Below are 13,772 nucleotides of genomic sequence, written 5' to 3' on the forward strand. Positions count from 1 at the left end.
GTGAGTGGTGTGGGTCCGCCGGATGGGAGAGTGTGAGGTGTGAAGATCCTGGTCGGGTATGTGCCAACTGCCGAGGGTGAGGCCGCGTTGACGGCCGCGGCCGCCGAGGCGAAGCTGCGCGGGGCGTCGGTCCTGCTGCTGAACACCAGCCGCGGTGACGCCTACATCGACGCCCGCTACGCCAACGCCGACGAACTGGCCGCGGCCGAAGCCAAGCTCCGCGAGTACGGCGTCGAGGTCACCATCCAGCAAGCGGTCTCCAGCGGCGACGTAGCCGGCGAGCTCCTGAAGACCGCCGCCACCGAAGACGTAGGCCTCATCGTCCTTGGCCTCCGCCGCCGGAGCCCGGTAGGAAAACTCATCCTCGGCAGTACCGCCCAAAGAGTCCTCCTGGAGTCCCCCGTGCCAGTGCTAGCCGTCAAGGCCGAGTCGCCGCACGACTAATCCAGGTGAGGGGCTGGGGTGGGGCGCCTAAACTGGGGTTGTTATGCCTGATGCCCGGACCGAGTCGTCGAGTCCCACCCCTGCCACCGGTCCCGTCCAGGACCCCGCTGTCCGTCGTCCGCGGCGGCGACGGGGGCGTAAACCTTCCAATCCGGCGCCGGTCGACGGTGAGCTGAACGTCGGTGAAGTAGCGGCGCGGCTCGACGGGTTGCTGGGGCATGACCGGGAGCAGCTCGGGCGGCGGCTCGAGCGGGTGCGCCGGGCCAAGGACGCGCAGGCGCTGCAGGGCGTGGTGACGGCGATCGAGCAGGCCGAGCGGCGGGTCGAGGTACGGCGGGAAGCCGTCCCGGAGATCACGTATCCGCCGGAGTTGCCGGTCAGCCAGCTCAAGGACGAGATCGCGGCCGCGATCCGCGACAACCAGGTCGTCGTGGTCGCGGGTGAGACCGGGTCCGGGAAGACGACGCAGATCCCGAAGATCTGTCTCGAGCTCGGCCGTGGTGTCCAGGGCATGATCGGCCACACCCAGCCGCGGCGACTCGCGGCCCGCACGGTCGCGGAGCGGATCGCGGAGGAACTCGGCACCGAGCTCGGCGACACCATCGGGTTCGCGGTCCGGTTCACCGACAAGGTCAGCGAACGCTCGCTGGTCAAGCTGATGACCGACGGCATCCTGCTGAACGAACTGCAGCGCGACCGCGATCTGACCCGCTACGACACCCTCATCATCGACGAGGCGCACGAGCGCAGCCTGAACATCGACTTCATCCTCGGCTACCTCAAGCGCCTGCTCCCCCGCCGCCCGGACCTCAAGGTGATCATCACCTCGGCGACCATCGACCCCGAGCGGTTCGCCGAGCACTTCGCCGACAGCTCCGGTACGCCGGCACCGATCGTCGAGGTGTCGGGCCGGACCTACCCCGTCGAGGTCCGCTACCGCCCGATCAACGACCCGGACGACCCGGCCACGATCGATCGGGACCAGACCCAGGCGATCCTCGACGCCGTCGACGAACTCGAGTACGAGGCCGACGGCGACGTACTGGTGTTCCTCAGTGGTGAACGCGAGATCCGGGATACCGCCGACGCGCTGAACGACAAGTTCCGCAATGAACGGCGGACCACCGAGATCCTCCCGCTCTACGCCCGGCTGTCCAACGCCGAGCAGCACCGGGTCTTCCAGTCGCACTCCAACCGCCGCATCGTCCTCGCGACCAACGTCGCCGAGACGTCGCTGACGGTCCCCGGCATCAAGTACGTCGTCGACCCCGGTACGGCGCGGATCTCGCGGTACAGCCATCGGACCAAGGTCCAGCACCTACCGATCGAGCCGGTCTCGCAGGCCAGCGCCAACCAGCGCAAGGGCCGCTCCGGCCGGACCAGCGACGGCATCTGTATCCGGCTGTATTCGGAGGAGGACTTCGAGAACCGCCCGGAGTTCACCGACCCGGAGATCCTGCGGACCAACCTCGCCTCGGTCATCCTGCAGATGACGTCGATCGGTCTCGGCGACATCGCCGCGTTCCCGTTCATCGACGAGCCCGACAAGCGCAGCATCACCGACGGCCTGCAGCTCCTCACCGAGCTCGGCGCGATCGAGCCGGCCAAGACCGGCGACCGGCATCGCCGCCTCACCCCGATCGGCCGCCAGTTGGCGCAGATCCCGCTGGACCCGCGACTGGCCCGGATGATCGTCGAGGCCGACAAGCACGCCTGTGTCCGCGAGGTGATGGTGATCGCCTCGGCGCTCTCCATCCAGGATCCTCGCGAACGCCCGACCGACGCCGAGGCGCAGGCCCAGCAGGCGCACGCGCGGTTCCGTGACCCGAACAGCGACTTCCTCGGGTTCCTGAACCTCTGGAACTACCTGAAGAAGCAGCAGAAGGAGCTGTCCGGTAACCAGTTCCGCAAGATGTGCCGCAGCGAGTACCTGAACTATCTACGCGTCCGCGAGTGGCAGGACATCTTCGCGCAGCTCCGCCAGGTCGCATCCCAGATCGGCGTCACCCTCAACAGCGGTGAGGCCGCCGACCCGGACAACGTCCACATCTCGCTGATGTCCGGCCTGCTCTCCCATCTCGGTCTGAAGGATCCGGCCAACCAGCACCAGTACATCGGTGCCCGCGGCACCAAGTTCGCGATCTTCCCCGGATCGGGCCTGTTCAAGAAGCCGCCGCAGTTCGTGATGGCCGCCGAGCTGGTCGAGACGTCCCGGTTGTGGGCGCGGGTGAACGCGAAGATCGAGCCGGAGTGGGCCGAGGATCTCGCGCCGCATCTGATCAAGCGGTCGTACTCCGAGCCGCACTGGGAGCGCAAGGCCGGCGCGGTGATGGCGTACGAGAAGGTCACGCTGTACGGCGTACCGATCGTTGCCCGGCGCAAGATCAACTACGGCAAGGTCGACCCGGAGGTGTCGCGGGAGCTCTTCATCCGGCACGCGCTGGTCGAGGGTGACTGGGACACGCACCACAAGTTCTTCCACGAGAACCGCAAGCTGATCGAGGAAGTCGAGGAGCTCGAGGAGCGGACCCGCCGTCGCGACCTGCTGGTCGACGACGAGACACTGTTCGCCTTCTACGACGAGCGGATCGGCGCCGAGGTGGTCACCGGCCGGCACTTCGACACCTGGTGGAAGAAGGCCCGTCAGCGCGACGCCGACCTGCTCGACTTCGAGCGGTCCTTGGTGGTCCGCGAAGGCGCGGAAGTGAAGGAAGAGGAGTTCCCGCTGCACTGGACGCAGAACGGGATGACCTTCGATCTCACTTACGCCTTCGAACCTGGTACGGACGCCGACGGCGTGACCGTGCACCTTCCGCTGCTCGTTCTGAACCAGGTCACCGCGGACGGGTTCGAGTGGAGCGTCCCCGGGTTCCGCGAGGAGCTCGTCACCACGCTGATCAAGTCCTTGCCGAAGGCAATCAGGCGCAACATCGTGCCCGCGCCGGACCACGCCCGGCAGGTGCTCCCCCACCTGGACCCGACCTCCGGCCCGCTCATCGACGCGCTCGCCCGTGAGTTGCGAGAGCTACGCGGTGTCGTGATCGAGTCCGCCGACTGGGACTGGACGCGGGTGCCCGAGCACCTGCGGATGACCTTCCGGGTGGTCGACGACAATGGCAAGACGGTGGCCGAGAGCAAGGATCTCGCCAAGCTCAAGGAACGCCTCAAGCCGAAGACCACGGCCGCGATCTCGAAGGTCGCGTCCAAGGCGGTCAGCGGCCTCGAGCGGTCGGGCCTGACCGACTGGACCTTCGGCGACCTGCCGCGTAGCTTCTCCGAACACCGCAACGGGCTGACCGTGGCCGGTTACCCCGCGCTCGTCGACGAGGGCAAGAGCGTCGCGATCCGGTTGCAGGAGACCGAACGGGACCAGGCCGCGGCGATGTGGGACGGCACCCGCCGGCTCCTGCTGCTCACGATGCCGTCGGTGATCGACGTCGTACAGCGGAATCTGACCAACCAGCAGAAGATGACGCTGATGGCCGGGCCGCACCGCAATGTCGGTGAGCTGCTCAACGACGCGATCGCGGCGGCCGTGGATCAGCTGATGGCGGCGGCGAACGGCCCGGCCTGGAACCTGACCGCGTTCTCGATCCTGCGCGACGCCGTCAGGTCGGATCTCGCCGACACCGTGCTGACGATCCTGCGTCAGGTCGAGCAGGTGCTGGGTCACGCCCGTACGGTCGACAAGCAGATCTCGCGGGCCTCCAGTCCGGCGTTGCTCGCGGCGTTGTCCGACGTACGCGGTCAGTTGGAGGCGCTCGTCCACCCCGGGTTCATCACCCAGACCGGCGCCAAGCGGCTGCCCGATCTGGTCCGGTACCTGCGCGGGATCGAGCAGCGGCTCGACAAGATCGGCGCCAACGCGATGCGCGACCGATCGGGTATGGCGATCGTCCAGACCCTCACCGACGAGTACGAGAAACGCCTCCGCGCCGTTCCCACCGGCAAGTACCCGAGCCCCGAGTTGCTCGAAGTCCGGTGGATGCTCGAAGAGCTCCGGATCAGCCTCTTCGCCCAGACGCTCGGTACGCCGTACCCGGTGTCGGAGAAGCGGATCCGGAAGGCGCTGGCCGAGAGCTAGGAGTCGAGCAGGCGCTGGCCGTGGATGTGCACGGCGGCGCGGAGCTCGGGTGGGCCGAGTACCTCGAATGGCCAGTAGATGCGGACGATCTGGGCGACCAGCGGGCCGAGTTCGTTGGCGGCGAGTCGGAGCTCGCAGGTGGTCGCGTCGATCGGCTCGACCACCGCCTGACCCGGCGGCAGGAACCTCGCGACAGTGTCCGCGCCGGCATGGACACGAACCCGCGCGACGATGTCCCACGGCGCCACTCCGGTGCCCTCGGCAACGAGTGCGACCGGGTCGGGTGGGTCGTCGAACTGGTAGCGCTGACCGGTGAGCACCGGGTCCGCGATCCGGTCGACCCGGAAGGTCCGCCAGGCCTGCCGATCGCGGTCGCGGGCGACGAGGTACCAGCGCCGGCCGGTGTGCACGATCCGCAGCGGCTCGACGCTGCGCTCAGACTCCGCGCCGCCGTGGGTGCGATAGCGGAACCTGATGCCTTCGATGTCACGGCACCCGGTCGCCAGCGTCACCAGCACCTCGCCGTCAACGGTCGGAAGGTCGCCCTGCGGGAACTGAGCGACCTGCGCGCCGATGGCCGCGACCTGCTCACGCAGTCGGACCGGCAGCACCTGATGGAGCTTGGCCAGCGCGGAGATCGCCGCCTGCTCAACCCCGGACACCGTCGTGGTGGTCGCGACGCGCAATCCGACCGCGACCGCCACCGCCTCCTCGTCCTCGAGCAGCAGCGGCGGCAGCCGCCCGCCGGGACCGAGTCGGTAGCCACCGCCGATTCCCGCCTCCGCCTCGATCGGGTACCCGAGTGATCTGAGGCGCGTGACATCACGGCGTACGGTCCGAGGCGTGATGCCGAGCCTCGCCGCCAGGTCCGCGCCGTCCCACTGCTGACGCGACTGGAGCAAGGACAACAAACGGAGCAATCGGGCCGCGGTATCCATCGTCCTGCCATTCTGCCCGAACCTGCGGACCGATCCTGTCCGCAGGTCGTCCTACGGTGGTGCCATGACGACGCTCTCGCAGAATCTCCTGGACCTGTCCGACTTCGCTTGGCAGCGGCTGCGCGGCCGGGTCGAGGGCCTGACCGACGAGGAGTACCTCTGGGAGCCGTTCGACGGCTGCTGGTCGATCCGGAAGACCGACACGGGCTTCGCCGCCGACTGGGCCTGGATCCCGCCGGAACCGGCGCCGTTCACCACGCTGGCCTGGCGGATCACGCACATCGTCGACATCCTGCAGGAGGACCGCACGGCCACCTGGTTCGGACACCAGCCCGCCCCGGAGGACGGCCAGCCGCCAGTCCCAGAGACCGCAGCCGCCGCACTTGTTGCTCTCGATCACGCGTACGACGTCTGGCGCGGCCGGCTGGCCGCACTCAGCCAGGAGACGCTGGACAGCCCAATGGGCGAGCCCGCGGGACAGTACGCCGAGCACGACGGCACCTCGTTCGTCCTGCACATCCTCGACGAGCTCATCCACCACGGCGCGGAGCTCGGCACGGTCCGCGACTTCTACCGCGACCAGCGCGCCGAGGACCCGTTCGCGGGCGAAACCACCCCGGCCGAACGCCCGACGCTCCTCGCCGAGGCAGCCGCCGCGCAGCGCTGGGAGATCATTCCGCAGCTCGCCGACCGAGGCTTCGACGTCAACGAACGTACGGCGAACGGCTTCACCGCAGCTCATCTGGCCGCGGGGAACGGCGCTGTGGACACGCTGCGGTACCTGGTCGAGCACGGCGCCGACCTGTCCGCGAAGGACCCGCGATTCGATGCCGACGTACTCGGCTGGGCGAAGTGGTTCAAGCAGGCGGAGGCAGCCGCGTATCTCGAATCGCTCTAGGGGACGAAGGCGCGTTGGGAGCGGCGGCGGAACTCGCGAGGGGCCACTGCGTGGGCCGCGGTGAAGCAGCGAGTGAAGTAGGACTGGCTGGTGAAACCGCAGCGGTCGGCGATGCCGGCGACCGGGATGTTTGTTGCCGCTAGCAATGAGGCGGCGTGCTCCAGGCGGAGATCGGTGACGAACGTCGTGGGAGTCACGCCGTACGCGGCGCGCATCGAGCGGGAGAGGTGCGCCGGGCTGACGGCGGCGAGTTCCAGGATGCGTGGGACGCCGCCGCGGAGGTTGTCCTCGGCGCGCATCGCCGTGCAGGCCTTGGCCAGCCAGTCCGGCGTGCCCGGACCTCCTGTGTCCGCGGGCGCGAGCAACTGCAGCAGGTCGATCCAGAAGCGGATCAGGTCGTAGGGGCCGGGCTCGGCCTGGAAACGGGCCAGGGCGTGCTCGAAGACGGCGATCGCCGCCGCCGTGTGGAAGGTGACCGGCCCTGACGGGGCCAGCTGGGTGCGGGTGAGGTCGAGGAAGCCCAGCCAGGCCGAGCTCGGGAAGGCCACATTTACGAACTCCAGCCCGTCCGGCGCGGAGCCACGGACGGCGTGCCGATCGCTCGGCCGGACCAGGACCACGTCGCCGGCTCGCAATGGCTCGACGCCGGTGGTGAGCAGATGCTCGCCGGTCCCGGACACCACACCCATGAACTCGTGGAAGTCGGCGTGCGTGTGCAACTCGGTGTCGCGGGCTCGAGCCGGGATGCGCACCCGGGCCGCGTGATACGGCCGGCCGAACGCGTGCGACTCGAACCGCAGCACCTGGTCCACATCAACACGCTACAAGTTCACGGCAGCTCGTTGCTAGCCATCGACTGCCGCCAGGGCGAACCATGGAGGCATGTTCGAGCGCGATGGTTACGTCATCTTCCGCAACGTCATCGACCAAGAGCTGATCAAGGAGGTGAACGATCATGTGGAGTGGCTGCAGGCCAGGCATCCCGACGTACGGCCGGAGCAGTTGGGGCACGTCTACCTGCGCGACGACCCGTTCTGGGTGCGGCTGGTGAGCGACGACCGGCTGCTCGATATCGCGTCGCAGTTCGTCGGGCCGGATCTGGCCCTGTTCGCGTCGCACTACATCTCCAAGCCGCCGTACTCGGGTCAGCCGGTGCTGTGGCACCAGGACGCCGCGTTCTGGCCGCTCGACCCGATGAAGGTCGTCACGCTGTGGCTGGCCGTCGACCACTCGACGCCGGAGAACGGCTGCGTCCGGGTCGTCCCCGGCAGCCATCTTTCCGGGGTGGCCGGGATGCGGGACAACACCGAGGTCGAGAGCGTGCTCGGGAAGGAGATCGCGGTCGAGGTCGACGAGTCCGCCGCGGTCGACATGGTGCTGGCGCCCGGCGATGTCGAGGTGCACCACCCGAACATCGTCCACGGCAGCAACGCGAACACCTCGCCGAACCGGCGTTGCGGCCTGACCATCCGCTACATCCCGACCTCGACCCGGATCACGGACCCGGAGCAGCCCTACCCGAGCGCCTTCCATCTGCGCGGCGAGCCGGGTGTGAACAGCTACCAGCCACGACCCCGGTACGACGAGAGCCGCCACTTCGCGTTCACCGGCAGCAGTGCCTGGACATGAAAAAGCGCCCGCCCCCAACACAGGGCGGGCGCTCGAAAGGCCTACTCGAGGCAGATTCTGAAAGGGTGTCCCGCCGGGTCGGCGTAGATCCGCCAGCCCCTGGTGTTCTCGGCGGGCGGTGGGTCCAGGGGGTCGAGTGGTTCGGCCCCGAGCGCGACCACGGTGGCGTGGCCGCTGGAAAGGTCCTCGACGATCAGGTCGAGATGGAGGTCGTGCGCGTCGGTGCCGGGCCAGGTGGCCGGCACGTACTCCTCCGAGCGCCGGAAGGCCAGCGTCGAGAATCCCAGCGAGGAGCCGGGGCCGGTCAGGCTCCGCCAGTCCTCGTCACCGTTCTCGTCGATCTCCAGCCCCAGCAGAGCTGAGTAGAACTGGGCGAGCTCGAGTGGGTCCAGGCAATCCAGCACCACCGAGCCGAGCCGCCCGGCAGTACTGCCCGGCTGCTCTGCCACCTGCGTCATCTGTCCTCCAGCTTCCTCTTCATCTACCTGCCCCGATCGCGGAGCAGGCCCGGCCAGGCCCGTCGTGGTCGAAGGCCCGGCCGCCTACGATGACAGGTCCGACGGACAGTTCGCATCTTTCGACACGCCTTCTTAGCCCGTAAGACGGTTGCTGACAGTGAATGAACTTTCTCGCTCCCGCTAAACCGGCTTGACGGTGGTAGCGCGGCGGCGTTCGGTGAGCTTGCGGATCTTGGCCCGGGTGCCGCAGTCCTCCATCGAGCACCAACGCCGCGAGCCGTTCCGGCTGCGGTCCAGGAATAGCCACCCGCAGCCGCCGTCGTCGACCGGACAGGACCGCAACTGCCGGTGGTCGACCGTCCGCACCAGGTCGACGACCGCGAACACCAGCCGGTCCGGAATCATCAACGCCGGCGCCGTCCCGACCCGCAGGTCAGCGACCCCCGGACCGTCGCCCTTCGCGACCAGCATCGACCGGGCCGCAGCAGCTGCCCAACGCAGCATCAGCCGTTCGTACGTTGACTCCTGCGCACCCTCACCGGCCAGTACGGCGTACGCCGCCGCCCGGATCTCGTCGGTCGCCCGCAGCGCCTTCTCGGCCAGATCCGGAGCGCCCTGCCAGACCGCCTCGATCGCCGCGCTCTCGGCCGCGTCGACGAGCTCGATCCGGCGGCTCCAGGCGAGCAGCTCGGCGGGCTGTCTCAGATAGTCGTAAACGTCGGGACGGCCGGGAATCCGGGGCGTTACGGTGTTCACAAGATCCAGGGCGGGATGCCCACCGACAATCCTGAGCTCGTCGCGAAAACTATCGGTCATGGGTGAGACGCTACCACCATACAGTCCTTTACTGGAATCCTTTGCTGGAACCACCGACTGACACAGGTGAGGTCATGCCCATCACGTCCCGCCGGGCCAACGCGGCCCTGCTCATGCTCGCGCTCAGCACGTTCTCCTATGTGACGATCGAGGTCCTCCCGATCGGTCTGCTCACCGTCGTCGCCGCGGACCTCGGCCGGACCCGCTCCGAGGTCGGCCTCCTGGTCACAGGGTACGCCGCGGTCGTCGTGCTCGCGTCGATCCCGCTGGCCCGGCTCACGCTCCGACTTCCCCGCCGACTTGTCCTCGGCAGCACGCTCGGCGTCCTGACCGTGTCCACGGCCCTGTCCGCCCTCGCACCGACGTACGAGCTGCTCTTTGCTGCCCGGCTGCTGACTGCGCTGTCACAGTCGCTCTTCTGGGCGATCGCGCCGCCGATCGCGACCAGTCTGTTCGCGCCGGAGGTGCGCGGACGGGTTGTGGCCCGACTCGCGATCGGAACGGCGCTTGCACCCGTTCTCGGCATCCCGCTGGGCACCTGGCTCGGCGAGCAGGCCGGCTGGCGGGTCCCCCTCGGTGTGATGGCCGGACTCGGCGCAGTGGCCTGTGCCGGCGCCCTGTGGCTGCTTCCAACCGTCGAGGTGCGTAACGGCGCCTCGAGTCGCGGCAGCGCGCCAGACGTCCGGCGGTACGTCGTTGTCCTTGCCAGCTCGGCGATCGGGGTGACTGGCTTCCTGACGTTCAACACCTATGTCACGCCGTTCCTGCTCGACATCACCGGCTTCTCCCGGGACGCGCTCGGCCCGATGCTGCTTGCGAGCGGACTGGGCGGCCTGACCGGCACGCTGGTCGTCGGGCGGCTTCTCGACCGGTACCCCTGGGGAGCAGTCGTTGTGTCGTATTCCGTCCTCAGCCTGGCCCTTGCGGGCCTCTACGCCTTCGGAAGCTACAAGGTCGCGACCGTCGCGCTGATCGCAGTGGTCGGCCTGGCCTTCAGCGGCATGGCGGTCGCCGTACAGAACCGGACGCTGCACGTCGCGCCGGGCAGCACCGACCTCGCCTCGGCCGGCACCAGCTCCGCCTTCAACGTGGGCATCGCAGCGGGTGCGTTCGTCGGTGGTGCGCTGATCGACAACACCGGTGTGCGCAGCGTGGCCATCGTCGGGTCCCTGCTCGCCGCTGCGGCCGTGCTGACACTCCTCAGCGAGCCGATGCTGGCTCGCCGTCGGGTCCGGGTGGCAGAGTGCGAACATGACCGACCTGGGCAACCGGTTCGTGAAGAGGCGGCCTGACGCGCCAACGGGGTTCTTCGAGGTTGAAGCGGCTGGGCTGCGCTGGCTCGCCGTCCCCGGTGGAGTGTCCGTCGCCGAGCCGCTCGACGTCTCCCCCGGCCGGCTGAGCACGGTCAAGCTGGAGATCGTGCCGCCGACCGGTGCGGCCGCGGACGAGTTCGGCCGGCGGTTGGCCGTGACGCATGACGCCGGCGCCCGGCATTACGGCGTACCGCCGGACGGGTGGGACGGCGACGGCTACATCGGCACGATCGGGCTGCCGCACGCGCAGGAGCCACTCAAGTCGTGGGGCGAGTTCTACGCGAACCTTCGACTCCGGCCGTACTTGCGGGCCGCCTACGACCAGTCCGCCATCGACGGGCACCAACTGCAGGTGTTCGAGCACGTGTGCACTCGGCTGGAGGACGGTGCGTACGACGACCCTTCGGACGAGCCGAGCCGGATCCACGGCGACCTGTGGTCGGGGAACGTGGTCTGGGCCTGGGACGGCGTACACCTGATCGACCCGGCCGCCCACGGCGGTCACCGGGAGACGGACCTCGCCATGCTCGGCCTCTTCGGCCTACCCCAGCTCGAACGGGTGCTCCGTGCGTACGACGAGGCGTATCCGCTCGCGGACGGGTGGCGGGACCGGGTCGGGCTGCACCGCCTGCACCCGCTGCTGACCCACGTGGTGATGTTCGGCGGGAGTTATGTGCCCCAGGCGATCGCCATGGCGCACAAGTATGGATGAGACTCTTCTTAAACAACTCACGCACCCACCGGAGCCCACCCTGATCCCGCAGCCTGTCACCCAAAGCGCCCTGCCCGACCAAACCTTCACCCTGCAGTCGTCGGCCACTGTCGGTGTCGTCACCCCGTCCGAAGCCCTTGACCGGATCGCGGACCAGCTCGTAACCCAGCTCCGTCGCTCCACCGGCTTCGCACTGCCAGTGGAACCGGGAACCGGCACGATCACGCTGTCCGCCGACGGACCGGACTCCCTCGGCGCGGAGGGCTACGAGCTCCGCGTGGAGAGCTCGACCGTCACTGTCACCGCGGCCACGGCCGAAGGGCTCTTCCGCGGCGTGACGACGCTGCGCCAGCTACTCCCCGCCAAGGCCGAGGCGGACACCGACCAGGCGGGTCCGTGGGAGATCGCCGGCACCGAGATCTCCGACGCGCCCCGCTACTCGTACCGCGGCGTCATGCTCGACGTGTCCCGGCACTTCTTCTCGGTCGCCGACGTCAAGCGGTTCATCGAGCTCGCGTCGCTGTACAAGCTGAACCGCCTGCACCTGCACCTGTCCGACGACCAGGGCTGGCGGATCCAGGTGGACTCCTGGCAGGAGCTCACCAAGCACGGCGGCAGCTCCGAGGTCGGCGGTGGACCGGCCGGGCACTACACGAAGGCGGACTACGCCGAGATCGTCATGTACGCCGCCGACCACTTCATGACCGTGGTCCCGGAGATCGACACCCCTGGTCACACCAACGCCGCGTTGTCGTCGTACGCCGAGCTCAACGCCGACGGCGAGGCTCCGCCGCTCTACACCGGCACCGAGGTCGGGTTCAGCTCGCTCACCGTGGCCAAGGACCTCACGTACGAGTTCCTGGACGACGTGTTCCGGGAGGTGGCCGAGCAGACCCCTGGGGACGTCATCCACCTCGGCGGGGACGAGGCACACGTGACGCCGCACTCGGACTACCTCACGTTCGTGCCGAAGGCAGCCGAGCTGGTGGTGAAGCACGGTAAGCGGGTGATGGGCTGGCACGAGATCGCCGATGCCGAGTTGCCGGCCGGGAGCATCGTCCAGTACTGGGGAAACGATCAGGCCAAGGACGAAGAACTGGCCCGCAAGGGGGTCCGCCAAGGGGCCGAACTGGTGATGTCACCGGCCAACCGCGCGTACCTGGACATGAAGTACGACGAGGACTCGCCGTACGGTCTCGCCTGGGCCGGGCTGATCAGCGTCGAGAAGGCCTACAGCTGGGATCCCGCGACGCTGATCCCGGACGTGCCCGAGAGCGCCGTGATCGGCGTGGAGGCGCCACTGTGGACGGAGACCCTCGACGATCTGGCGAAGGTCGAGTTCATGACCTTCCCCCGGCTGCCGGGGATCGCCGAGTTGGGTTGGTCGCCGGCGTCGGCGCTGGATTGGGAGACGTACAAGGACCGGCTCGCCGCGCAGGGGTCTCGTTGGGAGGCGCTCGGCGTGAACTTCTACCGGGCGCCGGAGATCCCCTGGCGCTAACGCTTCAGGATCCGGTCCAGTAGCCAGGCGGTCGTCTCGTTGACGTCCTGCTCGGCAACGGTGTGGTGGGTGGCGTCCGCGTCCGGGGCGTCACGCACCTCCACCTTGTAGACGTACCGGTCCGGCTGTGGACGGCCGGAGCCGAGGTCGGTGGCGTCGAGGGCCTGCACCGCGGCCTCGAGCTGTTCGGCGTCAGGTTCGGCGCTGGTGTCGAGCTCACCGTGCGCCATCAGGCCGGCGAAACCGCCGCTGCGCGTTACTTTGACGATCAATCAGGTCTCCTTTTCTTCACCATTGCGTCTCTTGCAACCAATGTCCACCGCCGCGCGACACGCCGAGAAAATCGATCCGAACCAGACGCCCATCACCCGGCGTACCGGTGCATTGTCCTTCGTTGCCATCCCGCCGGACCACGCTGCGAGCGCGAACCAGCAGGTCGGCGCGGGTTTTCCGGGTTCGGGCAGGCCCGGCCAGGCCCGAATTCGCTCTGTTACAGACTGTGGCGGGCGGCGACAATCAGCGACACGTGTTCTCGATCACCTCTTCCACGCGGCCGCAGATCGGCTACAGTTATCGCGTTGCACTTTTGGACTCCCACTGACTTTCGCTGTGCTGCATGGCCGGTTCTGTCTTCTGGGGCCTTTCGGCGACACGTGGCCCATGAGGTGTGGGTCGCGGTTTGTTACAAGCCATCAAGGAGATAGACACAAATGGCTGTCGGTACTGTCAAGTGGTTCAACGCTGACAAGGGCTTCGGCTTCATCACCCCGGATGACGGTGGCGCGGACGTGTTCGCGCACTACTCGGCCATCCAGACCTCGGGCTTCCGCTCGCTGGACGAGAACCAGCGCGTCGAGTTCGAGATCACCCAGGGCCAGAAGGGCCTGCAGGCGGAGAACATCCGCCCGATCTGATCTTTGGATCACCCTTCTCGAAACTGAAAACGAAGGGGCCGCACACCACCAGGTGTGCGGCCCTT

The 13,772-nt window shown here is 68.2% G+C and carries 13 protein-coding genes; 8 read left to right on the top strand and 5 right to left on the bottom strand.

From position 1 onward, the window contains the following. Positions 1 to 39 precede the first annotated feature (39 nt). Both AB0L70_RS06220 and hrpA read left to right on the top strand, forming a co-directional pair. A complete protein-coding gene (locus tag AB0L70_RS06220) occupies positions 40 to 444 on the top strand; it encodes a universal stress protein (protein ID WP_363680592.1) in 405 nt (134 codons plus the stop codon). Positions 445 to 487: 43 nt separating this feature from the next. Next, positions 488 to 4,528, top strand: a complete 4,041-nt coding sequence (gene hrpA / locus AB0L70_RS06225) for an ATP-dependent RNA helicase HrpA (protein ID WP_363680594.1) — start codon at positions 488 to 490, stop codon at positions 4,526 to 4,528. Here the strand turns inward: hrpA and AB0L70_RS06230 are convergent. After that, positions 4,525 to 5,466 (bottom strand): WYL domain-containing protein, encoded by a 942-nt coding sequence (locus AB0L70_RS06230; RefSeq protein ID WP_363680596.1) that lies wholly within the window; start codon positions 5,464 to 5,466, stop codon positions 4,525 to 4,527. The two genes, hrpA and AB0L70_RS06230, sit on opposite strands and share 4 nt — an antisense overlap. 64 nt (positions 5,467 to 5,530) lie before the next feature. Here AB0L70_RS06230 and AB0L70_RS06235 point away from each other — a divergent pair, with 64 nt between their 5' ends. After that, positions 5,531 to 6,364 carry a DinB family protein gene (locus AB0L70_RS06235; protein ID WP_363680598.1) on the top strand — a complete coding sequence of 278 codons (834 nt, stop codon included), beginning with the start codon at positions 5,531 to 5,533 and terminating at the stop codon, positions 6,362 to 6,364. Here AB0L70_RS06235 and AB0L70_RS06240 read toward each other — a convergent pair. Beyond that, on the bottom strand, positions 6,361 to 7,176 hold the full coding sequence (locus AB0L70_RS06240; protein ID WP_363680600.1) for an AraC family transcriptional regulator: 816 nt from the start codon (positions 7,174 to 7,176) through the stop codon (positions 6,361 to 6,363). The genes AB0L70_RS06235 and AB0L70_RS06240 overlap by 4 nt on opposite strands. Before the next feature lie 70 nt (positions 7,177 to 7,246). On the opposite strand from AB0L70_RS06240, the gene AB0L70_RS06245 reads away from it, so the two are divergent. Continuing rightward, positions 7,247 to 7,993, top strand: a complete 747-nt coding sequence (locus AB0L70_RS06245) for a phytanoyl-CoA dioxygenase family protein (protein WP_363680602.1) — start codon at positions 7,247 to 7,249, stop codon at positions 7,991 to 7,993. A gap of 41 nt (positions 7,994 to 8,034) precedes the next feature. On the opposite strand, the gene AB0L70_RS06250 is transcribed toward AB0L70_RS06245, so the two are convergent. Both AB0L70_RS06250 and AB0L70_RS06255 read right to left on the bottom strand, forming a co-directional pair. Further along, the gene (locus AB0L70_RS06250) at positions 8,035 to 8,451 is read right to left on the bottom strand and encodes a VOC family protein (RefSeq protein WP_363680604.1); all 417 of its coding nucleotides are present in this window, start codon (positions 8,449 to 8,451) and stop codon (positions 8,035 to 8,037) included. 180 nt (positions 8,452 to 8,631) lie between these two features. Next, the gene (locus tag AB0L70_RS06255; protein WP_363680606.1) at positions 8,632 to 9,267 is read right to left on the bottom strand and encodes a CGNR zinc finger domain-containing protein; all 636 of its coding nucleotides are present in this window, start codon (positions 9,265 to 9,267) and stop codon (positions 8,632 to 8,634) included. A 74-nt stretch (positions 9,268 to 9,341) separates the two neighbouring features. Here AB0L70_RS06255 and AB0L70_RS06260 point away from each other — a divergent pair, with 74 nt between their 5' ends. The 3 genes from AB0L70_RS06260 to AB0L70_RS06270 are packed head-to-tail and all read left to right on the top strand — an operon-like array spanning position 9,342 to position 12,793. Next, complete coding sequence (locus AB0L70_RS06260) at positions 9,342 to 10,559, top strand: MFS transporter (RefSeq protein WP_363680608.1); 1,218 nt, start codon at positions 9,342 to 9,344, stop codon at positions 10,557 to 10,559. Further along, positions 10,519 to 11,292, top strand: a complete 774-nt coding sequence (locus AB0L70_RS06265) for a fructosamine kinase family protein (protein WP_363680610.1) — start codon at positions 10,519 to 10,521, stop codon at positions 11,290 to 11,292. Before AB0L70_RS06260 ends, AB0L70_RS06265 begins: the two co-directional genes overlap by 41 nt. Further along, positions 11,285 to 12,793 (top strand): beta-N-acetylhexosaminidase, encoded by a 1,509-nt coding sequence (locus AB0L70_RS06270; RefSeq protein ID WP_363680612.1) that lies wholly within the window; start codon positions 11,285 to 11,287, stop codon positions 12,791 to 12,793. Before AB0L70_RS06265 ends, AB0L70_RS06270 begins: the two co-directional genes overlap by 8 nt. On the opposite strand, the gene AB0L70_RS06275 is transcribed toward AB0L70_RS06270, so the two are convergent. Next, positions 12,790 to 13,065, bottom strand: coding sequence for a protealysin inhibitor emfourin (locus tag AB0L70_RS06275; RefSeq protein WP_363680614.1), 276 nt, complete (start codon positions 13,063 to 13,065; stop codon positions 12,790 to 12,792). The genes AB0L70_RS06270 and AB0L70_RS06275 overlap by 4 nt on opposite strands. Before the next feature lie 438 nt (positions 13,066 to 13,503). Here AB0L70_RS06275 and AB0L70_RS06280 point away from each other — a divergent pair, with 438 nt between their 5' ends. After that, on the top strand, positions 13,504 to 13,707 hold the full coding sequence (locus tag AB0L70_RS06280) for a cold-shock protein (RefSeq protein WP_012921273.1): 204 nt from the start codon (positions 13,504 to 13,506) through the stop codon (positions 13,705 to 13,707). Positions 13,708 to 13,772: the final 65 nt, after the last annotated feature.

Origin of the sequence: Kribbella sp. NPDC051952 (genome assembly GCF_040680855.1) — a bacterium.
Classification (GTDB): domain Bacteria; phylum Actinomycetota; class Actinomycetes; order Propionibacteriales; family Kribbellaceae; genus Kribbella.